Origin of the sequence: Allosediminivita pacifica, from assembly GCF_003054175.1 — a bacterium.
Classification (GTDB): Bacteria; Pseudomonadota; Alphaproteobacteria; order Rhodobacterales; family Rhodobacteraceae; genus Allosediminivita; species Allosediminivita pacifica.
This window is the reverse complement of record NZ_QBKN01000019.1, coordinates 17,516-40,582: the sequence shown is the minus strand read 5'-3', so window position 1 is coordinate 40,582 and position 23,067 is coordinate 17,516. Positions and strand designations below refer to the sequence as shown.

Annotated in this window: 21 protein-coding genes; 7 read left to right on the top strand and 14 right to left on the bottom strand. The window is 66.8% G+C overall.

All coding sequences use genetic code 11. The features are described 5' to 3' along the window. Positions 1-17: 17 nt before the first annotated feature. Genes C8N44_RS14765 through C8N44_RS14735 form a run of 7 tightly spaced genes read left to right on the top strand, consistent with a single transcriptional unit; the run spans position 18 to position 7,232 of the window. A complete protein-coding gene (locus C8N44_RS14765) occupies positions 18-1,124 on the top strand; it encodes a sugar ABC transporter substrate-binding protein (protein WP_107977541.1) in 1,107 nt (368 codons plus the stop codon). Then, positions 1,121-2,737: a sugar ABC transporter ATP-binding protein gene (locus tag C8N44_RS14760; protein WP_107977540.1), complete on the top strand. Its 1,617-nt coding sequence runs from the start codon at positions 1,121-1,123 to the stop codon at positions 2,735-2,737. Before C8N44_RS14765 ends, C8N44_RS14760 begins: the two co-directional genes overlap by 4 nt. Continuing rightward, complete coding sequence (locus tag C8N44_RS14755) at positions 2,734-3,729, top strand: ABC transporter permease (RefSeq protein WP_107977539.1); 996 nt, start codon at positions 2,734-2,736, stop codon at positions 3,727-3,729. Before C8N44_RS14760 ends, C8N44_RS14755 begins: the two co-directional genes overlap by 4 nt. Before the next feature lie 11 nt (positions 3,730-3,740). Then, positions 3,741-3,959: a hypothetical protein gene (locus C8N44_RS14750; RefSeq protein WP_107977538.1), complete on the top strand. Its 219-nt coding sequence runs from the start codon at positions 3,741-3,743 to the stop codon at positions 3,957-3,959. Then, the gene (locus C8N44_RS14745) at positions 3,956-5,317 is read left to right on the top strand and encodes an amidase (RefSeq protein WP_107977537.1); all 1,362 of its coding nucleotides are present in this window, start codon (positions 3,956-3,958) and stop codon (positions 5,315-5,317) included. Before C8N44_RS14750 ends, C8N44_RS14745 begins: the two co-directional genes overlap by 4 nt. A gap of 20 nt (positions 5,318-5,337) precedes the next feature. Beyond that, positions 5,338-5,943: a malonic semialdehyde reductase gene (locus tag C8N44_RS14740; RefSeq protein WP_107977536.1), complete on the top strand. Its 606-nt coding sequence runs from the start codon at positions 5,338-5,340 to the stop codon at positions 5,941-5,943. After that, the gene (locus C8N44_RS14735) at positions 5,928-7,232 is read left to right on the top strand and encodes an amidase (RefSeq protein WP_107977535.1); all 1,305 of its coding nucleotides are present in this window, start codon (positions 5,928-5,930) and stop codon (positions 7,230-7,232) included. Before C8N44_RS14740 ends, C8N44_RS14735 begins: the two co-directional genes overlap by 16 nt. Positions 7,233-7,380: 148 nt before the next feature. On the opposite strand, the gene C8N44_RS14730 is transcribed toward C8N44_RS14735, so the two are convergent. From C8N44_RS14730 to C8N44_RS14670, 14 genes are all read right to left on the bottom strand, one after another. Beyond that, a complete protein-coding gene (locus tag C8N44_RS14730) occupies positions 7,381-8,148 on the bottom strand; it encodes a glucose 1-dehydrogenase (RefSeq protein ID WP_107977534.1) in 768 nt (255 codons plus the stop codon). A 225-nt stretch (positions 8,149-8,373) separates the two neighbouring features. Then, a complete protein-coding gene (mdoH, locus tag C8N44_RS14725) occupies positions 8,374-10,161 on the bottom strand; it encodes a glucans biosynthesis glucosyltransferase MdoH (RefSeq protein ID WP_107977533.1) in 1,788 nt (595 codons plus the stop codon). A 13-nt stretch (positions 10,162-10,174) separates the two neighbouring features. Continuing rightward, positions 10,175-10,345 (bottom strand): hypothetical protein, encoded by a 171-nt coding sequence (locus tag C8N44_RS23395; RefSeq protein WP_158274058.1) that lies wholly within the window; start codon positions 10,343-10,345, stop codon positions 10,175-10,177. Next, positions 10,342-11,865 carry an OpgD/OpgG family glucan biosynthesis protein gene (locus C8N44_RS14720; RefSeq protein ID WP_107977600.1) on the bottom strand — a complete coding sequence of 508 codons (1,524 nt, stop codon included), beginning with the start codon at positions 11,863-11,865 and terminating at the stop codon, positions 10,342-10,344. The genes C8N44_RS23395 and C8N44_RS14720 overlap by 4 nt, the downstream gene beginning before the upstream one ends. Positions 11,866-12,705: 840 nt before the next feature. After that, a complete protein-coding gene (locus C8N44_RS14715) occupies positions 12,706-13,455 on the bottom strand; it encodes a FadR/GntR family transcriptional regulator (RefSeq protein WP_244641101.1) in 750 nt (249 codons plus the stop codon). After that, on the bottom strand, positions 13,452-14,423 hold the full coding sequence (yjfF, locus tag C8N44_RS14710) for a galactofuranose ABC transporter, permease protein YjfF (protein WP_107977532.1): 972 nt from the start codon (positions 14,421-14,423) through the stop codon (positions 13,452-13,454). The genes C8N44_RS14715 and yjfF overlap by 4 nt, the downstream gene beginning before the upstream one ends. Continuing rightward, entirely contained in the window at positions 14,420-15,439 is a 1,020-nt protein-coding gene (locus C8N44_RS14705) for an ABC transporter permease (protein ID WP_107977531.1), read from the bottom strand. Before C8N44_RS14705 ends, yjfF begins: the two co-directional genes overlap by 4 nt. Then, positions 15,436-16,944, bottom strand: coding sequence for a sugar ABC transporter ATP-binding protein (locus C8N44_RS14700; protein WP_107977530.1), 1,509 nt, complete (start codon positions 16,942-16,944; stop codon positions 15,436-15,438). The genes C8N44_RS14705 and C8N44_RS14700 overlap by 4 nt, the downstream gene beginning before the upstream one ends. Positions 16,945-17,022: 78 nt before the next feature. Continuing rightward, positions 17,023-17,967 carry a galactofuranose ABC transporter, galactofuranose-binding protein YtfQ gene (ytfQ, locus tag C8N44_RS14695; protein ID WP_107977529.1) on the bottom strand — a complete coding sequence of 315 codons (945 nt, stop codon included), beginning with the start codon at positions 17,965-17,967 and terminating at the stop codon, positions 17,023-17,025. Positions 17,968-18,116: 149 nt separating this feature from the next. Further along, a complete protein-coding gene (locus tag C8N44_RS14690; protein ID WP_107977528.1) occupies positions 18,117-18,803 on the bottom strand; it encodes an aspartate/glutamate racemase family protein in 687 nt (228 codons plus the stop codon). A 4-nt stretch (positions 18,804-18,807) separates the two neighbouring features. Beyond that, positions 18,808-19,647 (bottom strand): ABC transporter permease, encoded by an 840-nt coding sequence (locus C8N44_RS14685; RefSeq protein WP_107977527.1) that lies wholly within the window; start codon positions 19,645-19,647, stop codon positions 18,808-18,810. Position 19,648: 1 nt separating this feature from the next. Further along, positions 19,649-20,560, bottom strand: a complete 912-nt coding sequence (locus C8N44_RS14680; RefSeq protein ID WP_107977598.1) for an ABC transporter permease — start codon at positions 20,558-20,560, stop codon at positions 19,649-19,651. 67 nt (positions 20,561-20,627) lie between these two features. Beyond that, positions 20,628-21,893: an ABC transporter substrate-binding protein gene (locus C8N44_RS14675; RefSeq protein ID WP_107977597.1), complete on the bottom strand. Its 1,266-nt coding sequence runs from the start codon at positions 21,891-21,893 to the stop codon at positions 20,628-20,630. A 43-nt stretch (positions 21,894-21,936) separates the two neighbouring features. Beyond that, entirely contained in the window at positions 21,937-22,920 is a 984-nt protein-coding gene (locus C8N44_RS14670; RefSeq protein WP_107977526.1) for an ABC transporter ATP-binding protein, read from the bottom strand. Between the last annotated feature and the right edge of the window lie 147 nt (positions 22,921-23,067).

Sequence of the window (23,067 nt, the reverse complement as noted above, 5' to 3'; positions counted from 1 at the left end):
CCGACGGGAGTAGATACATGACGACCTTCACCAGCCGTTTCGCCCTTGCCTGCGGGCTGGCGCTTGCGCCGGTCCTCGCGGGCCCCGCCGCCGCCCAGGACGCGATGGAAACGGCCCAGGCGCTGCTTGAAAAGCACCGCGCCATCCCCGAGTTCGAACCTCAGGGCGAACCCTTCGACGCGCAGGCCTGCATGGAAGGCGAAAGCGTCTTCTCGATCCCGATCACCATGGCGATCCCCTTCAACGTGGAGCTTCAGCGCGCCATGGCCCGCGCCGCCGAAGAGGTGGGCTTCACCTACACCACCTGGGAAAACCAGGGCTCCAGCGACGCCTGGATCCAGGGCGTGAACCAGGCCATCAGCCAGGGCTACAGCCTCGTCGATGTGGCTGGCGGCCTGAACCCCGCCGTGCTCGCCCCGCAGCTGACCGAGGCTTCCGAGGCCGGGCTCAAGGTCACCACCACCCACCTCTACGACGAGACGCAGGAACAGGCCGACTTCGTCGATGCCTCCGGCAAGGTGCCCTACAGCACCGTGGGCGAGATCCTCGCTTCCTGGGCCTATGTCGAGACGGAGGGCGCGCCCAACGTGCTCATCATCGGCTCCGACGACGTGCTGCCCACCGAACCCTTCGTCCAGTCGATCCAGGACACGCTGTCCGAATACTGCCCCGACTGCACGCAGAAATACATCAACGTGCCGGTCAACGAATGGGCCACCCGCATCCAGTCCGGCACCCAGTCGGCGCTGCTGTCGGACCCGGGCATCAACTACATCATCCCGATCTACGATAGCATGAGCCAGTTCGTGATCCCCGCCCTGCGCATCGCGGGCGCCACCGACGTGGGCATCGCCACCTTCAACGGCACGCCCTTCGTGCTCGACATGGTGCGCGAAGGCACGGTGCAGATGGACGTGGGCGAAAGCCTCGGCTGGGCGGGCTACGCCGCCGTCGATGCCATGATGCGCACGATCTGCGACATGGAAGTGCCCGAAAGCCTCGGCATCCCGCTGCTGATCTTCGACGAAAGCAACATCGAGACCGCGGGCAACCCCGCCGACTTCGACAGCGGCTACGGCGACGCGCACGTTCAGGGCTTCCGCGCCCTCTGGGGTCTGGAATGACAGATCCGAACGTCGTGACCCTGGCAAACCGCAACCCCGGCGAGGCACCGGCCGACGTGCTGCGCATGTCCGGCGTCCGGATGAAATTCGGACCGGTGGAGGTGCTCAAGGATGTCTCGCTCACCCTGCGACGCGGAGAGATCCTGGGCCTTCTGGGGCAGAACGGCTCGGGGAAATCGACACTGATCAAGGTTCTGGCGGGGTTCAACTCGCCCGAACCGGGCAGCAAGGTGCGGCTCTGGGGCGAGGAGCTGAAGCTGCCCCTCGACCCGGGGCGCATCCGCAACATGGGCGTGGCCTTCGTCCACCAGCACCTCGCCCTCGTGCCCTCGCTCTCGGTCGCCGACAACATGCTGGTTTCCGACGACCAGAAGGTCCGCCCCTGGGGCATCAGCTGGCGGGCCGAGCGCGCGAGGATGAAGGCGCTGTTTCAGGAATTCGGCCTCGACATCGACCCGATGCAAACCGTCGACACGCTCGCCCCGGTGGAACGCGCCTACGTCGCCATCGTCCGCGCCGTGGACGAACTGCGCCGCTCCGACGCGGGCCGCGCAGGCGAGGGCATCCTCGTGCTGGACGAACCCACGCCGTTCCTGTCGGCCGAGGACGTGGATCGGCTCTTCACCCTGCTGCGCCGCATCAAGAAGACAGGCGCTTCGGTCATCATCGTCACCCACGACATCGACGAGGTGCTCTCGATCACCGACCGCGTCGCCGTCATGCGTGACGGGCGGCTGGTCTCCATGATGACCACGGCGGACACCACCCGGCAGGAAATCCTCGACACCATCGTCGGCCACGCCGTCTCGCTCTACGAACGCGACCGCAGCGGCAGCCGCGCCGAGGGCACCGCCGTCACGATCAAGGACCTCTCCGGCGGTCGGCTCGAAGGTTTCGACGCCACGCTCCGCGCGGGCGAAGTGGTGGGCGTCACCGGCCTCATCGGCTCGGGCTTTGCAGAGGTGCCTTACCTCGTCTTCGGTGCCGACCGGGGGCAGGGCAGCCTGACCGTGGGTGACAAGACCGTGGACCTGTCGCGCATGACGCCGGGCATGGCCTGCGCGGCCAAGATCTCCTTCATGCCGGGCGACCGCATCCACCAGGCGGGCATCGGCACGCTGTCGGTCTCGGAAAACGCGACCTTCCTCGCGCTCTCGCGGCTGCGGGGGCTTCTGGGCCTCAGCCACGGCGCGGCCACACGCGCGACCGAAAGCCTGATCGAGGAACACGACGTGCGCCCGCCGCGCGCCGGTGTGCCGCTCGGCACGCTCTCGGGCGGCAACCAGCAGAAGGTGCTCATCGGCAAGTGGCTGGCCGAGGACCCAATGCTGCTCCTGCTCGACGAGCCCACGCAGGGTGTCGACTTCGGCGCCCGGCAAAAGATCTTCGAGGCGCTCGACGGCGCCGCCGCGCGCGGCACCGCCATCCTCTGCGCCTCCACCGACTACGAACAGCTCGCCCAGATCTGCGACCGCGTCTTCGTCTTCCACCGGGGCCGCCCCGTGGCCGAACTCAGCGGCGCGGCGCTGACCAAGGACGCCATCGCGCGCGCCTGCTTTCACGAGGCCTCCGACGAGGCCGAGACCGCAACCCGAAAGGAAATGACGACATGAGCGCCACGGACACGCCATCGCGCCCGCTCGCCTCTCTCGACATCAAGAAGGAAGTCGAACGCTACGCGCTCGTGCTCGGCTGGATCTTCCTGATCGCGATCTTCGGCCTCCTGCTGCCCGACACCTTCCTCACATGGCGCACCTTCTCCTCGATGCTCGGCTCGCAGGCCGTGCTCGTGGTGCTGGCGCTGGGCATCCTGATCCCGCTCACTTCGGGCGACTTCGACCTCTCCGCCGCCTCGATCCTCGTCTTCGGGTCCATGTTCCTGGCCGTCTCCAACGTGCAGTGGGGCTGGCCGGTGGGGCTCTCGGTCGTGGCCGTGGTGCTGATCGGGCTGATCGCCGGGCTGGTGAACGCCTTCTTCGTGCTCTTCTTCCGCATCCACTCGCTCATCGTGACGCTGGGGATCGGCACCTTCCTCAATGGCATGACGCTCTGGATCAGCAACTCGCGCACCGTTTCGGGCGTCTCCATGGAACTCGTGGAGATCGTGGTGATCCAGCGCCTTTTCGGCGTGCCGCTGGCCTTCTACTACGGCCTGCTGGTGGCGCTGGTCATGTGGTACATGCTCGAATTCACCATCTCGGGCCGCAAGCTGCTCTTCGTGGGCCGCGGCCGCGAGGTGGCGCGCCTGAACGGCGTGCCGGTGGAACGCGTCCGGGCAATCGCCTTCGGCATCTCGGGCGGACTTTCCGGCCTCGCAGGCGTGCTCTACGCGGGCATGACCGGCTCCGCCGACCCGACCTCGGGCCTGCAACTGCTGCTGCCCGCCTTCGCCGCGGCCTTCCTCGGGGCGACGGCGATCTACCCGGGCCGCTTCAACCCGATCGGCACGCTGGTGGGGGTCTACTTCCTCATCACCGGCATCACGGGCCTGACCATGCTGGGCGCCGACGCCTACGTGCAAAGCCTCTTCTACGGCGGCGCGCTGGTCGTGGCCGTCTCGCTCAGCCAGCTGGTCCGCCAGCGCCAACCCCAGCACTTCGCGTGACGGAGGACAGCATGGACACACGTTTCGACAAGGACATCGAGGCCTTCCTCGGCCGCCCGCCGACCGAGAGCGAGCGCGCCATCGCCGCCGATCAGGCGGCGCGCGTGGAAAGCGGCATCTTCGCCAACCCCTTGCTCGAACCGCCGGGCCAGGGGCCGATCCGGCTTCGCTCCGGCACCGGCGCGCTTGTCGCCATCGACCCCTTCAGCGCCCCGGAGGCCGACGCATGACCGAGCTTGCCACCATCGCCCAGCTCCAGGCGCGTCTCGCCAGCGGCGAGGCCACCGCCACCAGCCTGCTCGAGGAGCGCCAGTCCCGCATCACCTGCTCGGGGCGGCTTTCGCCATTCCGGGTGCTGGAGTGGGGCCGCGCGTTCGAGACCGCCGCGCGCCTCGACAGCGCCCGCGCGCAGGGTACCCCCACCGGCCCACTCTCGGGCATCCCGATGGCGCACAAGGACATGTTCGACCGCGCCGGTTCCTCCACCGGCTTCGGCACGCATCGCGCCGCCGCGCGGCCCTCGAAGATGACGGCCACCGCCCTGCAACGGCTCGACGACGCGGGCGCGGTGGATTTCGGCCGGCTGGAAATGTCCGAGTTCGCCATGGGCCCCACCGGCATCAACTTCCACCACGGCATGCCCGAGAACCCCACCGTCCCCGGCGCCATCCCCGGCGGCTCCTCCTCGGGATCGGGCGTGGCGGTGGCCGCCGGTCTTGTTCCTGCCGCGCTCGGCTCCGACACCGGCGGCTCCATCCGCCTGCCTGCCGCCTGCAACGGCGTCGTGGGCTTCAAGCCCACGCTGGGCCGCGTCTCGCTCGAAGGGGCCATGCCGCTCTCGTGGACGCAGGACACCGTCGGCCCGCTCGCGGCCTCGGTCGACTGCGCCCGCCGCGTGCTTTCGGCGCTCACGCAAGGCGCCACCCGGATCGAGCCGCGCGAGACCGGTCCCCTGCGCATCGGCTTCGACCGCGGCGCCTTCACCTCGGCCATCTCGCCCGCGATGCGCGCCTGCCTCGCCACCCTGCGCGAAACCCTCGCAGGGCAGGGGCACGAGCTTACCTCCGTCGATCTCGCCTTCTTCTCGGACCTCGAAGAGGCCGCCAACGTCATCGCCATCTCCGAGGCAGCCGCCGTGCACGCCGACCGCCTGCGCAGCCATTCGGACAGCTACGGCCCCGAGGTGCGCACCCGCCTGACCCAGTCGGTGGCCATGTCGGCTCAGGCTTACCTTCGCGCCCGCCAGATTCGCGCAGCCGGCATCGAACGCACCCGGGCCGAGGTCTTTTCGACGTCCGATCTCGTCATTCTGCCGACGCTGCCCGACGTTCCGCCGCAGGCAAGTGCCTTCAAACAGGCCGAAGGTGCCGAACTTTCGGGCATGATCTCCCGTCTCACCAAACTGACACGCCCCGCATCCATACTGGGGCTGCCAGCCCTGTCGCTCCCCGTGCTATGGACCGAAGAGGGTCCGCTCAGCGTCCAGGTCATCGGCCCGCACGGGGCAGATGACCTGATTGCCGACCTGGCACAGACGCTCGAGACCGCACGGGTTACGGACGGGACACAACTGACCGAACCCGCATGAAGAGTAAGGAGAATTCGAGCATGAAGGATCTCGATGTCGATCGGGCGCTGGACGAAAGCGCGCTCGCAACGCTGTTCACCGAAGCCCGCACCCAGAACGGCTGGCAGGACAAGCCGGTGCCGGACTCGGTGCTGGAAAAGATTTACGACCTCGTGAAGATGGGGCCGACCTCGGCGAACTGCTCGCCGGGGCGTTTCGTCTTCATCCGCACGCCCGAGGGCAAGGAAAAGCTCGCTCCGGCGCTGTCGAAGGGCAACCTCGCCAAGACCGAGGCCGCCCCGGTCACCGTGATCGTGGCCGAGGACATGGAATTCTACGAAAAGCTCCCCGAGCTCTTCCCCCATGCCGATGCACGGTCTTGGTTCACCGGATCGCCCGCCATGGTCGAGGAAACCGCCTTCCGCAACAGCACGCTTCAGGGCGCCTACCTGATGATGGCTGCCCGGGCGCTTGGACTCGACTGCGGGCCCATGTCGGGCTTCGACAAGGACAAGGTCAACGAGGCCTTCTTTGCCGGCACCACCTGGCGGGTGAACTTTATCTGCAACCTTGGCTACGGCGATCCGTCCAAGGTCTTCGACCGTCTGCCGAGGCTATCAATGGAGGATGCATGCCTGATGGAGTGACAGCGGCCTCACCCTCGCAGGGGACGGCCTTCAGCATCGCGCAGGCGGTGCAGTGGTGCACTTTCTCGGCGCGGACCGTCGCCGCGGATCTTCAGGCCATCATCGACGAGCGTGAAGAGCTCGTCGGTGCCTTCGCCTATCTCGATCCCGCCCAGCTTGCCACGCAGGCGGCGGCGATCGACGCGGGGCCAAAAGGGCCCTTTGCCGGGGTGCCGGTCGCCATCAAGGACGTGATCCAGACCCTCGGCATGCCCACGGCGCACAACAGCGCCCGGTACCGGGGTGTCTATTCGGGGGGCGATGCCGCCTGCGTCGACCGCCTGCGGCAGGCGGGGGCGGTCATCGTCGGCAAGACCGAAACCACCGAGTTCGCCGCCACGCAATCCGGCCCCCGCACCAACAACCCCCACAAGCTCGGCCATACGCCAGGCGGCTCCTCCTCGGGGTCGGCTGCGGCCGTGGCCTCGGGCATGGCCGCCATCGCGCTTGGCACGCAGACCGGCGGCTCGACCATCCGGCCCGCCTCCTACTGCGGGGTCTTCGGCTGGAAGCCCACCTGGAACAGCGTGTCGCGCGAAGGCGCCAAGATGTATTCGGCCACCTGCGACACCATCGGCTTCTACGCGCGCGACGCGGGCGATTTCATGCGCCTTGCCGATCTCTACGAATTCGAGCCCTGCGAGGTGCCCAAGACCCTCAAGGGGCTGCGCATCGGCATGACCATGGCCCCCTGCGAGGATCGCGCCAGCCCCGAGACCACCGAAGCGATGGAGATCGCCGCGGCGGTCCTGCGCGAGGCCGGGGCGACCGTCGAGGGTCTGCCGCTTCCCGAGGGCTTCCGCGACCTGCCGGAGGCGCACCGCCGCATCCTGTGGCGCGAGGGCCGGTCGGCCTTCCTCAACGAGGTGCGCGGCACGCCGGGCATCGATCCCTTCTTTTCCGAGGTCGTCGATGGCGAACCGCTCGACCCCGCCGATATCCGCTGGGCTTACCGGACGGCGGACCGGGCGCGCGCCGCCTTCGACGAGACCATGGACGATTTCGACCTGGTGCTGACCCCCAGCGCCACCGGCCCCGCGCCGGAGGGGCTGGAAAACACGGGCGATCCGTCCTTCAACTCGGCCTGGACGCTGCTTCAGGTGCCGGTGGTCAGCGTGCCCCTGCACAAGGCCGGGCGTCTGCCGGTGGGCGTGTCCCTCGTGGCGCGCCGCTACGAGGATCGGCGCGCGATCGCCGCCGCAAAGCTGCTGCTGCCCGATCCCGTTGCGCCGGTGGTCCCGGAGTACTGAGCGCGGCGGCATCCGCCCGCACGTGCAAGGAGGAAGGCGTGGCCAAGATCCCCGGTCACGCCTTCTTCACGTCATCGTACGCTGAGGGCCGGGCCCGGGGCAGGGGCCTGTCGGGCCTCCGTCCCGCGCCGCAAGACCTCACTGGCGATCAGTACTTGTAGGACTGGCCGCCGTCGATGTTGATGACCGCGCCGTTGACGAAGAGCGACTCGCCGGACAGCAGGAAGGCGGTCAGGGCGGCAACCTCCTCGACCTTGCCGAAGCGCTTCATCGGGTTGACCGACACGAACTCCTTGCCGACCTCTTCCCAGTTGTCGCCGCCCATCTGGCGCAGCGATCCCTCGACCATGGCGGTCATGATCGCGCCGGGTGCGATGGCGTTGATCTGGATTCCGTACTGCCCGTATTCCACCGCGCTGTTGCGGGTAAGGCCGACGACGCCGTGCTTGCTCGCGGCATAGCCCGACTGGTTGCCGACACCGCGAATTCCGCCCACCGACGCCGTGTTCACGATCGAACCCGAGCCCTGCTCGCGCATGACCTTGAGCACCTCGGCCATGCCGAAGAACACGCCGTCGAGGTTGATGGAGACCACCTTGTGGAACTCCTCCGCGCCGAAATCCTCGGTCAGGTTCTGCTTGCCCTCGATGCCGGCGTTGTTGAAGAAGCCGTCGATGCGGCCGAACTTCTCCATGGTCTTGGCGACATAGCCCTTCACGTCGTCAAGCGAGGCGACGTCGGCTTTCACGGTCAGCACGTCGCCGCCCAGCTTCTCGGCCACCTTCGCGAGCGCATCCTCGTTGAGATCCACGAGGACAAGCTTCGCGCCCTCCTGCGACAGACGATCGGCCGTGGCCTCTCCAAGACCCGAAGCCGCGCCGGTGATGATGACGACCTTATTTTCAAAACGTTGCACGATACATACTCTTTCATTGATCTGCGGGAATGCTCCCGCGTCCGAGATAATCCCCTCCAATGACGGCACAAGTGCTTGAATTTGATAGGTTTGACCAACCCCGAAAGAATGAACAGGAGGATACTCTTTGCCGCACACTGGACCGGCCCGGCGGCCCCGCCGGACGGAAAGATGCCCCCGCAGTCTCCTGCGAGGGCATCCGGTAATCATTCGTAGCCGTGGCGATCAGGCGACTGCCGCATCACCCGGCAGCGCGGAATCCGGTGCCTCGGCCCGCTGGCCCGTCCAGCGCCGGTGGATGTCGCGGTAGCTCGCCACCACAGGCGGCGTCTGCTTTTCCTCGGGGACGCGGAAGAGCCCGTAGGTCAGCCTCCGCGACGACCACGCGATCAGCATCGGCCCGAGGATCATCGGCACCGTCACCGGCAGCAGCCAGGGGGCGAGGTCGGGCGACAGCCAGAAGGTCAGCCCCAGCGCCACGACACCCGTCAGCATGACCCACCATGCGGCGCTGAAGGCATCGGCCAGCGTCAGCTGTCCCTCGCCCCGCGCATTGGCGGGCCAGCCGCCGTCGCGACCGGCAAGCACCTGCAGGACGGCGCGGGTCTGGTACATCAGCATGAGCGGCGCGATCAGCGAGGTCAGCAGCACCTCGGTCACCACCGATCCCAGCGCCCGCATCACGCCGCCGAAGCCGCGCACCCGGCCCGTCGCCGCGGATTCCACCAGGATCGCGAACTTGGGCATGATCAGCAGCCCCACGATCCCCAGCGCCAGCGCGGTGATCTGCTTGGTACGGTCGCTCGGAAAAACCGGGAACAGCTGGTAGGGATCGGGGAAGTAGTCCGGGGCAGGGGCCATGACCGTCGCCGCGACCGAAGCGATCAGGAAGCCCGCCCAGAGCAGCGACACGAGGTAGGAGAAGATCCCCTGCACGAACACAAAGCGGCTCCAGCCGCGGAGGCCGGGCGCCGTCAGCAGACGGATGTGCTGGAGGTTGCCCTGGCACCAACGGCGGTCGCGCTTGGCGTAGGACAGGATGTTCTCGGGGCCCTCCTCGTAGGAGCCGTCGATGCTGCCGTCCACGCGCACGGCCCAGCCGGCGCGCGCCAGCAGTGCGGCTTCCACGTAGTCATGGCTCAGGATGTGCCCGCCGAAGGGTGGCTTGCCCTGCAGCTCGGGCAGGGCGCAGCTTTCGGCAAAGGCCTTCACGCGTACGATGGCGTTGTGGCCCCAGAAGGGGCCCGTCTGGCCCTGCATCCGGGCAAGGCCCCGCGTGAAGACGGGCCCGTGAAAGCCCGAAGCGAACTGCATCGCGCGCCCGAAGAACGATCGCGCGCCGGTCACTTTCGGCAGCGTCTGCAAAAGCCCCAGCTGCGGATCGGCCTCCATCTCGGCGATCATGCGCCGGATCGTGCGGCCTTCCATGAGGCTGTCGGCATCGAGGATCACCGCGTAGGTGTAGGCCCCGCCCGACCGGCGGAAGAAATCCTCGACGTTGCCTGCCTTGCGGCCGGCGTTGTTCTCGCGGCAGCGATAGAAGATGTGCCCGGCGCCCTCGGTCTCGACCAGCAGGCGCTTGAAGGCCTCGCGCTCGGCGCGGCGGCCGTCCTCGCTGCGGGTGTCAGACAGGATCGCGATGTCGCAGCTCAGCCCGTCGGCGCGCATGGAGGCATCCATGGCCGCGATCCGCGCGAAGGTATCCACCGGATCCTCGTTGCAGATCGGGACAAGCACCGCCGTCGCCGGCTGCTCGCCCGTCAGGTCCGCCGCCTTGTGCTTGCGCCCCGCGGGCGGCAGCCCGATGAGCGCCAGCGACGCCCCCCAGGCAAGCCACGCAGTGGTCACGAAGATCAGCACGGACCGGGCATAGTCCCAGAAATCCGCGCCGTCCTGCCGGGCTGCCTCGAACAGCAGCGCGGTGGCAAAGACCGCCGCGGCAGCGGCACAGGCCAGCGCGAGAACGCGCAGCATGCGGGTCTTGGTATCGGCTTGCGGCAGCGGGGAGCGCATGGGCTGGCAGGCCTCAGGCGCGCTGCGGGAAGAAGAGGCGCATCAGCGGGCTCACCCGCGACTGCCGCGTCTCCTCGAGCACCTGCCGGGGCATGTCCATCGGAGCGTGGGGCGGTTCCCAGGTGAGGGGCTCCACTGCGGTTGCCTTGTCGGTCTCGAAATACGTGTTGCGATTCTCAATCATTCTCGTACCCATTGATAGACCCAGGTCTCACTCAGTTCCCGTCCGTAGCCGGACAGGTTGGCCGACATCTCGACCACGGAACCGGCAGGTGCCTTGACCTCGACGACCAGGCGCCAGATGTCGGTTCCTTCGATGCGCGACAGTACGGTTTCCTCGATGTCACCGTTCGTCGCGCTGACAGAGGGCGAAACCTGTTCCCCATCGGGAAGTTCCCGCAAAATTCCGCCCTCGAAATCAATGACGAATTTCCGCCGATCCGGGGTGTTCTCGACCCCCGCAACGCCACCTTTTCCGGCGCGTGTGCGCAAAACGCGGGCAAGATCTGAAGATCCGTCGCCCGGCGCGGTCATGCCCCAGTGCAGCCGGTAGGCGAATTCCATCTCGTCTCCGGCCGTGGTGCCGCCTTCGGGAATCCAGAAGGCCACGATGTTGTCGTTGCCCTCGAGCTTCGACGGAATCTCCATCAGGCGCACGTTGCCGGCGCCCCATTCGCCCAGCGGCTCGACCATCAGGGTGGGGCGCAGCTCATAATGCGCCTCGGCATCGAGGTATTCCTCGAAATCGCGGTTGCGCTGGACCAGCCCGAAGGACACCGGACTCTCGACCCCGAAGTACGAACTCGCCAGCCGCGGCGGGTTGCTCAGGGGCCGGTAAAAGGTCTTGCCGGCGCGGGTGTTGACCACCATCGCCTCGCTGTCGTGCACGGCGGGGCGGAAATCGTCGAACTTGTGGGTGTTGATGTCGCCGTAGAGGAACATCGAGGTCAGCGGCGCGATGCCGAGCTGCTCGACGTCGGCGCGCAGGAACAGCCGCGCGGTCACGTCGATCACCGTCACCTCGCCCGGCGTGATGACGAAACGGTAGGCGCCGGTGACGGAGTCGCTTTCCAGCGCGGCATAAAGCACCACGGTATCGGAGCCGGGTTGCGGTTGCTCCAGCCAGAACTCGCTGAAGCGCGGGAATTCCTCGCCGTCGCCACTGCCGGTGTTCACCGCCAGCCCGCGCGCACTCAGCCCGTAGGTGTTGTCGCGCCCCAGCGCGCGGAAGTAGCTCGCCCCGAGAAAGGCCACCAGTTCGTCATATAGCGCGGCACTGTTGAGTTGCGTCGTCAGCTTGAACCCCGCGATGCCGGGAAGCTGGAAGCCCTCGGGCAATTCCTCCGCCAGATCGCGGTAGTTGAAGTCCTCGCGCGTGAAATGGAAGGGCAGCGCCTGGCCGTCGACCACCTGGTGGATACCCACCGGCTCCTTGTAGAGCCACCCGGTGTGGAAGGCATGAAGCTGGAAATGCACGCCGTCGAGCGTCGACCACCGCGCGTGATCGGGCGCATAGCTGATCTTGCGGAAATCGTCGTAGTCCAGCCCGCTGAGGAAACCGCCGATGGTCTCGGGCGCCGCGGGTTCCTTGGTGGCGGCCTCGCGCATGCGCTCGGTCAGCCAGTCGAACGAGAAGGGGGTGCCTTCCTGCTCTGCCGCGCCGTCATCCGCCGCCGCCTCCTGAGCCAGAACGGGCGCTGTCATGAGCGCGGGTACCGCAGCTGTGCCGGCAAGCGTCGCGAGAAAACGGCGACGCGTCGGCGAGGTCGGACGTGGCGTGATCGGCAAAAGAGACTCCATAGGCAGGGTTCGCGCATCTGTTAGGGCATCTGCGTGGTACGGGCAGCGCCATTTGCGTCACTCAAACATGTCGAAAACTTACCTGCATCCCCGTCGGTTCCGCCGCAACGCGGCACAATGGGCAATCGGCGGGGCCTTGCAGAGAGAAAGAGCCCGAATGGGCGGAAATCCTCCGCTGGTTGCGCCCGGAGATGGTTTGAACGGCGGATCGTCGCAAACGGGCGATCCCTGTGCACGCTATGCGTGTGGGGTGGCGCCGGGCGTTGAAGCCCCGATCCGGGCCGATGCTGCGAAGCGGCGTGTTCGTCGAAGCCACTGTGCTGCAACAGCACAGACGCCAGGTCGATGCCCTGGCCGGTAGCGCCGAAGGACCGCGCCGCGTCAGCCAGTGCCGATCTGACCGTCGGACGTTGCTGCCCCCATGACGGGGCCAAAGGATCAGGCGGCCGGTTCGATCAAGGCGCTTCGCGCAATCGCTTGATTTGGCGTCAAGAAGACCATCGGGCCCGGTCCGCTTCGGGAGCCCGGAAAGACATTTCGCGCCCCGATCTCCAAGGTCGTTTCGTCTCGATGCGCGAGGCCTGCGTCGCGGCTTGATGCAATGACGCGTGTCGGTGGAGGCTATCTGCCGGGGACTTTCCTAGGTCCCGGTTAATTCGTCGCTGTAACCCATTGATTCATATGAGGCGCAAGGATGTCCCGGCCCGGGACACCTGAAATGTCCCGGGGCGTGGAGGCCATGGATCAGCCCCGCGGCGGTCCCGCGGAATCGCCGAAGACCCGCGCCCAGCCGACCCGGATCACCCCCCGCATGGCCTCTTCGGCGCCGGCCGGATCCCGGGCCGCGATGGCGTCGGCGATCCTCTGGTGGCCGTCGCAGATCGCCTCCTGCTGGTCCGCCCGAAGCTCGGGCGAGCTCAGCCGCAGCAGCGACAGAAGCGCCGCCCCCACCAGCGAGACCACCGAGAAGAAGAAGGCATTGCCGGCCGCGTGGAACACAGCCCGGTGGAACTCCATGTCCGCCGCCGAGAAGGCCCTCTCCTCCTGCGCCGCGCGCATCGCCCGGACACGGTCATGGAGCGTCTCGATGTCCTGCGCCGAGGCCTTCTCGGCCGCAAGCCCGGCGGCATGAGGCTCGAAGGCCAGCCGCATCTGGAAGAGCTGCTCGTAGAACTCCTCGCTCTGTTCGCCCTCGAGATGCCAGCGCAGCACCTGGGCGTCGAACATGTTCCACTCGTGCCGGGGCAGCACCCGCGTGCCCACCCGGGCCTTCGCCGCGACCATGCCCTTGGCGGCCAGCGTTTTCATCGCCTCGCGCAGCACCGTCCGCGAGACGCCGAATTCCTCGGCTAGCTCCTCGTCACGAGGCAGCAGCTCGCCCGGGGGCGGATTGCCAGCGACGATCGCCCGTCCAAGCCCGTCGACGACCCGTCCGTGGCTCCCCCGCCCCACGGGGTGCCCGGGATCCAGCCCGTCGAGGATCTGCTTCATCATCCCGCTTCGCCCTGCTGCCTCTGGCCGACACTCAAGAGGCCCTTTTGCAGCAGAATGAAGAGAAGAAGAAGACCGCCGATCACGATTTTCGTCCACCAGCTCGACAGGGACCCGTCGAAGACGATGTAGGTCTGGATCAGCCCCATCGTCAGCACGCCGATGAGCGTGCCGAAGACATAGCCCGCGCCCCCCGTGAGCAGCGTGCCCCCGATCACCACGGTCGCGATGGCCGTCAGCTCGGTCCCCACGGTTGCCAGCGGATAGCCCGACCCGGTGTAGATCGAGAAGACGATCCCCGACAGGCCCGCCATGAAGCCCGAGAAGGCGTAGATCATCACCGTCGTCCGCCCCACGGCAACGCCCATCAGCCGCGCCGTATGTGCGCCCCCGCCGATGGCATAGACCGCCGTGCCGAAGCGGGTCCGGTGCGCCAGGATCATGCCGCCCGCGACCGCCAGTAGCATGATCACCGCGATCAGCGTGAACCGCCCGCCGCCGGGCATCTTGTAGTAGAGATCCTGCAGGAAGTCGTAGAAGGGCGCCTCGATCGGGACGCTGTCGATGGTGAGCATGTAGGCCGCCCCGCGCGCGAGGAACATGCCCGCCAGCGTCACGATGAAGGGCGGCATGTCCAGCCCGTGGATCAGCGCGCCCATCGCGGCGCCAAAGGCTGTGGTGACCGCCAATAGCAGCACGAAGACCGCCAGCGGATGCAGCCCCGTGTCGCGCAGCAGGACCGCGATGAAGACACCGGAAAAGGCGATGACCGATCCCACCGACAGGTCGATGCCGCCCGAGAGGATCACGATGGTCATGCCCACCGCGATGATCCCCAGATAGGCATTGTCCGTCAGCAGGTTCCCGATGACCCGCGTCGATAGCATGAAGGGGAACTGCAGATAGCATAGGAAGTAGGCGATCAGGAAGATGGCGATCGTCGCGTAAAGGGGCAGGGCACTGGTCTTCATTCGGTGACCTCCTCGGTGTGGCGGGTGGTCGGCCCGCGCCGCCTGCGCAGCCCGGCGGAAAGCTGTGGCCCGAGCTTCGGCGACTGGAGCAAGAGGATGATGACGACGAGCCCCGCCTTGATCACGAGATTGAACTCGGACGGGAAGCCCGCCAGCAGGATGCCGGTGTCGATGGTCTGGATGATCAGCGCGCCCAGCAGCGAGGCCACGATCGAAAAGCGCCCGCCCATGAGGGAGGTGCCGCCGATCACCACGGCAAGGATCGCGTCAAGCTCGAGCCAGAGACCTGCGTTGTTGGCGTCCGCGCCGCGGATGTCGGCGGCCACGATGATGCCCGCCACGGCCGCGCAGAGCCCCGAGGCCACGTAGACCGCCACCAGCAGCACCCGCGCGTTGATCCCCGCAAGCGCACTGGCCGAGCGGTTGATGCCGATGGATTCGATCAGCAGGCCAAGCGCGGTGCGCCGGACCAGCAGGGCAAAGGCGATCCCCACCACGATCCAGATCAGGATCGGCGTGGGCACGCCCAGCACGTCGCCGGCTCCGAAAAAGGCGAGGCCTTCGTTGCTGAAGGTCAGGATGCGGCCCTCGGTGATCATCTGCGCGACGCCGCGGCCCGCCACCATCAGGATCAGGGTCGCCACGATGGGCTGGATGCCGAAGATGGCCACCAGCACCCCGTTCCAGACCCCGCAAAGCAGCCCGGCGGCAAGTCCGGCACCAAGCGACAGGACAAGACCGTAGTCATTGGAGATCGCCCAGGCCGAGGCGGCGCCGCAGATGGCCATGACCGCGCCGACGCTCAGGTCAATGCCGCGCGTGGCGATCACCAGCGTCATGCCGACGGCCAGCAGCGCCACCGGCGCGCCGCGCTTCAGCACGTCCACGGCGCTGCCGACGAAGCGGCCGTCGCGGATCTCGACAGACAGAAAGCCCGGAAAGAAGAGCGAAACCAGCAGCACGAGCGCGGCCAGCGTCGCAATCTGGGGCGCGATGCGGCGGAGAAGGGGGGTCATGTGGCGGCTCCTTCCACCGGGGCGTGATCGGCGATGGCACGGATGATGCGGTCGGTTTCGACCTCTTCGCCGACAAGCTGCGAGACGTGGCGCCGGTCGCGCACCACGATCACGCGGTCAGAGGCCGCGATAAGCTCGTCGAATTCCGACGAGATGAGCAGGATCGACATGCCCTCGTCGGTCAACTCGCCGATCAGGCGCAGGATCTCGGCATGCGCGCCCACGTCGATGCCGCGTGTCGGCTCGTCGAGGATCAGGAACCGCGGATTCATGGCCAGCCAGCGGGCCAGCACCACCTTCTGCTGGTTGCCGCCCGACAGGTCGCCCACGGCCTTTTCCGCGTCGGAGGTGCGGATATCCAGCCGGCGAATGTAATCCTCGGCCAGCGCCTTCTGTTCGTGCCGGGGGATCGGGCGCGCCCAGCCACGCCGCGCCTGAAGTGCCAGCGCGATGTTCTCGCGCACCGAAAGCTCGGCCACGATGCCGTCGGTCTTGCGGTCCTCGGGCGCGTAGCCAAAGCCCGCCGCGATGGCGGCGCGCGGGGTGGTGAGGTCGATGTCGCCCGTGTCGTCCCGGGCGGTGCCCTGGTCGGGCGGCGTGCGGCCGAACAGCGTGTCGGCGGTCTCGGTCCGGCCCGATCCCAGCAGACCCGCCAGGCCGATGACCTCGCCCCGGTGCACGGTCAGATCGAAGGGCTCCACCTTGCCGCGCCGGGCGATCCCCTCGAAGCGCAGCAGTTCGGCGCCCCGGGATCGCGCAGCCACGCCGCGATGTTCGGCTTCCTCAAGTTCGTGGCCGAGCATGTGGTGGATGAGGTCCAGCCGTTCCATGCCGCCAGTCTCGGCGGTGATGATGTGCTTGCCGTTCCTGAGCACCGTCAGGCGGTCGGACAGGTCGTAGACCTGGTCGAGGAAGTGGGAAATGAAGACGATGCCGAGCCCGCGCTCCCGCAGCCCGCGCACCACGTCGAAAAGCGTCTCGGTCTCGCGCGCGTCGAGGCTCGCGGTGGGTTCGTCGAGGATCAGCACCTTGCCCGAGAGCGCGACCGCGCGGGCGATGGCGACGATCTGCTGGACCGCCACCGAATAGCTGCCAAGCTCTCGCGACACGTTCACGTGGTCGAGCCCGTAGCCCGCCAGCATCTCCTCGGCCATGGCGCGCATGCGCCGGCCCGACACCATGCCGAAGCGGGTGGGCTGGCGGCCGAAAGTCAGGTTCTCGGCCACGGTCAGGTTGGGCAGGAGGTTCACCTCCTGATAGACGGTGCCGATACCCAGCTCCTGCGCCTCGAGCGTCGAGGTTGGGGAAACCGGCGTGCCGTCGAGCTTGATCTCACCACGGTCGCGCAGGTGGACGCCGGTCAGGCACTTGATGAGGGTCGACTTGCCCGCGCCGTTTTCGCCCAGAAGCGCGTGCACCTCGCCCGCGCGCAGATCGAACCGCACGCCGTCGAGCGCGAGGGTCCCCGGAAACGTCTTGGTCAGGTCTCGAACCGTGAGAAGCATCGCCGCCCTCCCTTGCAGCCATGGGCGGGGCGCCCGGAAAGGGCGCCCCGCAGGTTCGGGGTCAAAGGCCGGCGCGCGTCAGTAGCCGAGGTCTTTGCGCTTCTCGAACTCCGCCATCGGATCGTCGTCCTGCGTGTAGAGCGTGGAGTCGGTCTGGATGAACTTCGGAGGCTCGGTGCCGCTCTCCATGTAGGAGGCCAGCGCCTCGAAGGCGGGGCCGGCCATGTTCGGCGTCAGCTCCACGGTGGCGTTCGCGTCGCCCTCTGCCATGGCCTTGAAGATGTCCGGCACCGCGTCGATTGACACGATCAGGATGTCGTCGCCCGGGTCGATGCCCGCTTCCTTGATGGCCTGGATCGCGCCGAGCGCCATGTCGTCATTGTGGGCATAGAGCGCGCAGATGTTGTCGCCGCCGCCTTCGGCCTGAAGGAAGCTCTCCATGACCTCCTTGCCGCCGGAGCGGGTGAAGTCACCGGTCTGGCTGCGCACGATCTCGATATTGTCGGCGCCCTCGATAGCATTGCGGAAGCCCGTCGCCCGGTCGATGGCGGGCGAGGAGCCCGTGGTGCCCTGAAGCTCGACCACGCGGCATTCACCCTCGGGCTTGTTGTCGACCAGCCACTGGCCCGCGACCTCGCCCTCGTGGACAAGGTTCGAGCCCACCGCCGTCAGGTACAGTTCCTTGGAGCTGTCCACCTGCCGGTCGAGCAGCACCACCGGGATCTCGGCCTCCTTGGCCTCCTCCAGCACGCTGTCCCAGCCGGTCGCCACGACGGGGGCAAGCAGGATGGCGTCCACGCCCTGCGCCACGAAGGACCGGATCGCGGCTATCTGGTTTTCCTGCCGTTGCTGGGCGTCCGAGAAGCGCAGGTCGATGCCGCGTTCCTCGGCCTCGTTGCGGGTCACGGTGGTTTCGGCGGCGCGCCAGCCGGATTCCGATCCGATCTGGGAAAAGCCGATCGTCTGTGCGGTCGCACCTGTAGAAAGCGCAGCCAAGGCCGCGCCAAGCAATAACTTCTTCATGATTTCCTCCCTAATTGGCCGAAGCCGACTCAAAATAAGTCATACAATAATATTTATTTCAATGACGGAATCGTGAGCGGACGGGCGCGGCCTCAGGCGGGACCTGAGCCTCGTTGCGCAAATCGCTGATAAATGGCGAAATTATCGGTCTATTGACTCGCGTTAAGCTGCGGCTCCCGGCGGTCCGGCACTGGTCCGAGCAGCCAAGGCAGGCAGCCCGCCGCCGCTTCCACCGGATCGACCACCGGGATCGAAAGGGTCGATCGCAATGCGGCGATCACGTTCACCATGCCCGCACAGCCGAGGATCACCGCGTCGATCCCGTCCTCCCGGATCGCGGCTACTGCTTCTTCCACGATCCGCACCGTCGCAAGATCGCGCGCGGTCTCGAGGTCCAGCACCGGCACGCCCGAGGCACGCACTCGCGCCAGGTGCCCGTCGAGGCCATAGCCCGCGATGTTGGTCTCGATCACGGGGATCGACACCGGCATCGTCGTGACGACGCTGAAGCGCCACTGCCGCAGCGCGCAATGATGGAACGCGGCCTGACCGATGCCGATGACCGGGCACGCCACGCTCCGCGCCGCCGTGTGAAGCGCAGTGTCGTCGAAGCAGCCGACGAGGATGCCGCTCGCGCCGTGCTCGGCGGCGGCGCGCACCTCGCGCAGCAGGTGCGGACGCGCGGCCTCGCCATCCTCCGCGCCCTGGATCGCGGGCGGCGCGCCACGCGCCGTGCGACCCTCCCAGTGCAGGGCGGGCGCGGCGCGTCGGGCGGCGCCCAGCATGGCCTCGGTCATTTCTTCGGTGCTGTTTGGGTTGATGATGTAGGCAGTCAAGGGTTCAGACCATCCCTTGTCCTGCGTCCGATCCCTGCCGGGCGCGGCGTTTGCCCATGATCCAGAACAGCAGGATGAAGGCCCCGATCACGAGGAAGGAAAACGCCGTGGTCAGCGTCCCCAGCGCGAAGATCACCGGCGTCGTGACGTTGGTCGTCATCCCGAAGATCTCGAGCGGCAGCGTGTTGTAGCTGCCCGCGGTCAGCAGCGTGCGCGCGAACTCGTCATAGCTCAGCGTGAAGCCGAACAGCGCCACCCCGATCAGCGACGGCGCGATGATCGGCAGCACCACGTGCCGCACCGTCTGCCAAGGGCTCGCGCCAAGGTCCCGCGCGGCCTCCTCGTAGCTGCTGTCGAACCGGTTGAAGACCGCGAACATGATGAGCAGCCCGAAGGGCAGCGTCCACGTGAGCTGCGACCCGAAGCCCGAGGTCGACCAATGCACGTTCAGCCCCGCCTGCGAGAAGATCAGCCCCACGCCGAGCGAGATAAGGATCGATGGGATCACCAGCGAGGTGATGATGAGGTAGAACAGCACTGTCGATCCGGCGAACCGTTTGCGGAAGGCCATGCCGCCCATGACCGAGACCACCACCGTCGTCACCATGACCATGAGCCCCAGCGCGAAGGACCGCCGGAAGGACCCCCAGATGTCGCCCACGGCCTGCTGCTCGAACAGGTCGAAGAACCAGTGCAGCGACACGCCCCGCATCGGGAATGTCAGGCCGCCCTGAGGCCCTTGGAAGCTCAGGATCGCGATGGTGATCGTTGGCCCGTAGAGGAAGACGAGGAAGACCGCGAAGAAGACCGCGAGCACGTAGAAGGAGCGGGGTGGGCGTTCCATGTCAAAGCTCCTTGCGAATGTCGACGAAGCGCAGCAGCACGCTGATGACGATCAGCACGGTGATCAGCAGAACCACCGCAGTCGCCGATGCAGAAGGGTACTGCAACAGGCTGATATCGTTGGAAATAAGTCGACCGACGTTGGCCTTCTGCGAGCCAGACATGAAGCGTACGGTGATGAAGTCGCCCATCACCAGCGTCACCACGAAGATCGTGCCGATCATGATGCCGGGCTTGGTCAGCGGCACGATCACGTGCCACAGCGTCTGCCGGCCGGTCGCCCCCGCGTCGTTCGCGGCTTCCAGCAGCGACCGGTCAATCCGCATCATCGTGTTGAAGATCGGCACCACCATGAACAGCGTATAAAGATGAACAAAGGCCAATATCACGCTGAAATCGCTGAAAAGAAGCCACTCCAATGGTTTGTCGATTACGCCCCACGACAGCAGCGCCGAATTGGCCAGTCCCTCGCGCCCGAGGAAGGGGATCCACGAGATCATGCGGATGATGTTCGAGGTCCAGAAGGGGATCGTGCAGACAAGGAACAGCCCCACCTGCCAGCCAAGGCTGCGCACGTGGAAGGCCAGGAAATAGGCCACGGTGAAGCCGATCAGCAGGGTGAAGGCCCAGGTGATGAGCGCGTATTTGACCGTGTTGAAGAACACCCTGTAAGTTACGTCAGAGCCGAACAAAAACGCGTAGTTGTCGAACTGGAAGGCGGGGTAGATCGACCATTCCGTCGCGCCCCAGAAGCTGACCATCACGATCATCGCGATCGGCAGGACGAGGAAGACTGCCAGCACCACGACAAGCGGCGAGGCCAGCAGCCAGCCGGTCAGGTGCCGCGACGGCCTGCCGGCGCGGCGCGCGGGCTTGGTATCTTCCAGCGCGATGGGTGTCGCCTGATCGGTCATGTCGTCTCCCCCGGGGGCAAGGTCGCCGTGGCCCGGCTGGGCCACGGCGCAGATCATCTAAGGGCGCTTACGCCGCGATGAACTCGTTCCACTTGCGGACCATGTACTGGTTCTCGTCCATGACGGCGTTCCAGCACGCGACCGACCCCATGCGCTCTTCGAACGAACCGCCGTCGCGGACTTCGCCCGCCTGCGCCAGCACGTCGCCGAAGGGGTTGGTGATCTCTCCGGTGGCTTCCTTGCCCTCGAACCAGTAGCCCCACTCGTTCTCGGTCATGTAGTCCTTGGAGGTCTCGGGTACGGCCGAGTAGTAGCCCTGCCGCATCAGGAACCCGCCGACCCAGCCGTCGAGATACCAGTTGATGTACTCGTAGGCCGCATCCAACTCCATGCCGCTCAGCGACTTCGACAGGCCGATGCCGCCGCCCCAGGACCGGTAGCCCTCTTCCAGCGGCTGGTAGACGCAGGGAATACCGCGCGACTTCACGGCCGTGATCGCGGGCGACCACATGGACTGGATCACCACCTCGCCCGACGCCATGAGGTTCACGCTCTCGTCGAAGGTCTTCCAGAAGGCGCGGAACTGGCCGGCGCGCTTGGCCTCGGTGAAAATCGCGAAGGTGGCGTCGATCTCCTCGCGGGTCATGTTGCCCTTGTCGCCGTACTGGATCTCGCCCATCGATTCACAGACCATGGCCATGTCCATGATCCCGATCGAGGAAATGTCGAGGATCGACGCCTTGCCCGCGAACTCGGGGTTCAGAAGCTCGGACCAGTTGTTGATCGGACGGCCAATGAGGTCGGGTCGGATGCCCAGGGTGTCGGCGTTGTAGATCGTCGGGATGAGGGTCATCCAGTTGGTCTGCTCGTCGGCAAAGCTCGTGGCGCCCGGCTCGGGGATGAAGCCCACGGTATGCGGCGCGGTGCCCTGCGCGATCTCGCTCTCGGGCGTCAGCTTGCCGTCCTTGAAGATGCCGACGATCTGGTCGTAGCGGCGGATCTTGCTCACATCCATGGCCTGCAGGTTGCCGGTCGGCCAGACCTTCTTGCAGATCCAGTACTCGATGTCGGCGATGTCGAAGCTGTCGGGCTGGGTGGCCGCGCGCTGCGTGACGCTGTCGGAATCGAGCGCGGTCATCTCGAGCGTGAAGCCGAGATCTTCCTTCACCTTCTGCGCCACCTCGTTGAGGTTCGACACGCCCGTGCCGAACTGGCGCAGCGTGATGTCCTTGGTTTCCTGGCCCCAGACCATGGGCGCGGGCAGGGCCGATGCGGCCAGCGCGGCGCCCCCGGTCTTCAGCAGCGATCGGCGCGAATAGCGAACCTTTGAAATCGTCGTCATGGTGTTTCCCTGTCGTTTTGTCTCTTGTTGTTATTCAGGCGCGCAGCGGATGTGCGGCCTGACCGTCCCAATCGAGGCCCACGGCCTCGCCCGGGTTCCTCGGCGTGCCGAAGAAATCCTTGTCCGTCAGAAGCGCGGTCACCTCCTGGTCGCCCGACACGCTGGCCGTCAGCGCCACGTGGGTGCCCTGGTATTCGACCGCGATGACCTGGCCCTGTAGCTTCGCGCCCTCGGGCGCGGTCAGCCTCAGCGCGTCCGAGCGCACCGCCACTTTGCCCTCGGGCAGGGCGATGACGTTGTGCGCCCCGATGAAGCGCGCGACGAAGGACGTGGCGGGCGCGTCGAAGACCTCGCGCGTGGGGCCCGCCTGTTCGACCACGGCGTTGTTCATCACCACGATCTGGTCGGCCAGCGCCAGCGCCTCGTCCTGGCCATGGGTCACGTGCACGAAGCTGATGCCCAGTTCGCGCTGGATGCGCTTGAGCTCGCCTCGCATCCGCACACGCAGGAAGGGGTCGAGCGCCGACAGCGGCTCGTCCAGCAGCAGCACCTGTGGCTCTGTGATAAGCGCGCGCGCCAGCGCCACGCGCTGCTGCTGCCCGCCCGAAAGCTGCGCGGGCAGCCGGTCGGCGAACTTCGTCATGTCGACAAGCTCCAGCATCTCAAGCGCGCGCTTGCGACGGGTGGCCTTGTCGGTGCCCTTCATCTTGAGGCTGAAGCCCACGTTCTCGGTCACCGACAGGTGCGGGAACAGCGCGTAGCTCTGAAACATCATCGCCGTGCCGCGCTTGGCCGGCGGCAGGTGCGAGATGTCGCGCCCGCCCAGCAGGATCGACCCGTCGCTGACGCTCTCGTGCCCGGCGATCATCCGCAGGGTCGAGGACTTGCCGCAGCCCGAGGGGCCCAGCAGGCAGGCATAGGTGCCCGCGGGAAAGAGATGGTCGATGCCGTCCACCGCCAAGGCGTCGCCGTAGCGCTTCGTCAGCTTCACCAATTCCAGGTCCAGGTCGCTTCGCATGGTGCCTCCCGCATCGTTGAGGCAGCTTTGGCCATGGTCCCGAAATGGCCGAAGCATCATCGTCCGCGCTGCACCCCGGAAACATGACATGCCCATTCTTTGGGCGAAAATTTCGGTGAACTGTCGAACAAGAGGCAGTAGATTGCA

Excerpts from the sequence above, each read along its gene's own strand:
- C8N44_RS14715 (WP_244641101.1), bottom strand. The coding sequence starts at position 13,455 with ATGATGAAGCAGATCCTCGACGGGCTGGATCCCGGGCACCCCGTGGGG.
- C8N44_RS14705 (WP_107977531.1), bottom strand. The coding sequence starts at position 15,439 with ATGACCCCCCTTCTCCGCCGCATCGCGCCCCAGATTGCGACGCTGGCC.
- C8N44_RS14685 (WP_107977527.1), bottom strand. The coding sequence starts at position 19,647 with ATGGAACGCCCACCCCGCTCCTTCTACGTGCTCGCGGTCTTCTTCGCG.
- C8N44_RS14750 (WP_107977538.1), top strand. The coding sequence starts at position 3,741 with ATGGACACACGTTTCGACAAGGACATCGAGGCCTTCCTCGGCCGCCCG.
- C8N44_RS14740 (WP_107977536.1), top strand. The coding sequence starts at position 5,338 with ATGAAGGATCTCGATGTCGATCGGGCGCTGGACGAAAGCGCGCTCGCA.
- C8N44_RS14755 (WP_107977539.1), top strand. The coding sequence starts at position 2,734 with ATGAGCGCCACGGACACGCCATCGCGCCCGCTCGCCTCTCTCGACATC.
- C8N44_RS14735 (WP_107977535.1), top strand. The coding sequence starts at position 5,928 with ATGCCTGATGGAGTGACAGCGGCCTCACCCTCGCAGGGGACGGCCTTC.
- C8N44_RS14670 (WP_107977526.1), bottom strand. The coding sequence starts at position 22,920 with ATGCGAAGCGACCTGGACCTGGAATTGGTGAAGCTGACGAAGCGCTAC.
- C8N44_RS14745 (WP_107977537.1), top strand. The coding sequence starts at position 3,956 with ATGACCGAGCTTGCCACCATCGCCCAGCTCCAGGCGCGTCTCGCCAGC.
- ytfQ (WP_107977529.1), bottom strand. The coding sequence starts at position 17,967 with ATGAAGAAGTTATTGCTTGGCGCGGCCTTGGCTGCGCTTTCTACAGGT.
- C8N44_RS14760 (WP_107977540.1), top strand. The coding sequence starts at position 1,121 with ATGACAGATCCGAACGTCGTGACCCTGGCAAACCGCAACCCCGGCGAG.
- C8N44_RS14700 (WP_107977530.1), bottom strand. The coding sequence starts at position 16,944 with ATGCTTCTCACGGTTCGAGACCTGACCAAGACGTTTCCGGGGACCCTC.
- yjfF (WP_107977532.1), bottom strand. The coding sequence starts at position 14,423 with ATGAAGACCAGTGCCCTGCCCCTTTACGCGACGATCGCCATCTTCCTG.
- C8N44_RS23395 (WP_158274058.1), bottom strand. The coding sequence starts at position 10,345 with ATGATTGAGAATCGCAACACGTATTTCGAGACCGACAAGGCAACCGCA.
- C8N44_RS14680 (WP_107977598.1), bottom strand. The coding sequence starts at position 20,560 with ATGACCGATCAGGCGACACCCATCGCGCTGGAAGATACCAAGCCCGCG.
- C8N44_RS14720 (WP_107977600.1), bottom strand. The coding sequence starts at position 11,865 with ATGACAGCGCCCGTTCTGGCTCAGGAGGCGGCGGCGGATGACGGCGCG.
- C8N44_RS14765 (WP_107977541.1), top strand. The coding sequence starts at position 18 with ATGACGACCTTCACCAGCCGTTTCGCCCTTGCCTGCGGGCTGGCGCTT.
- mdoH (WP_107977533.1), bottom strand. The coding sequence starts at position 10,161 with ATGCGCTCCCCGCTGCCGCAAGCCGATACCAAGACCCGCATGCTGCGC.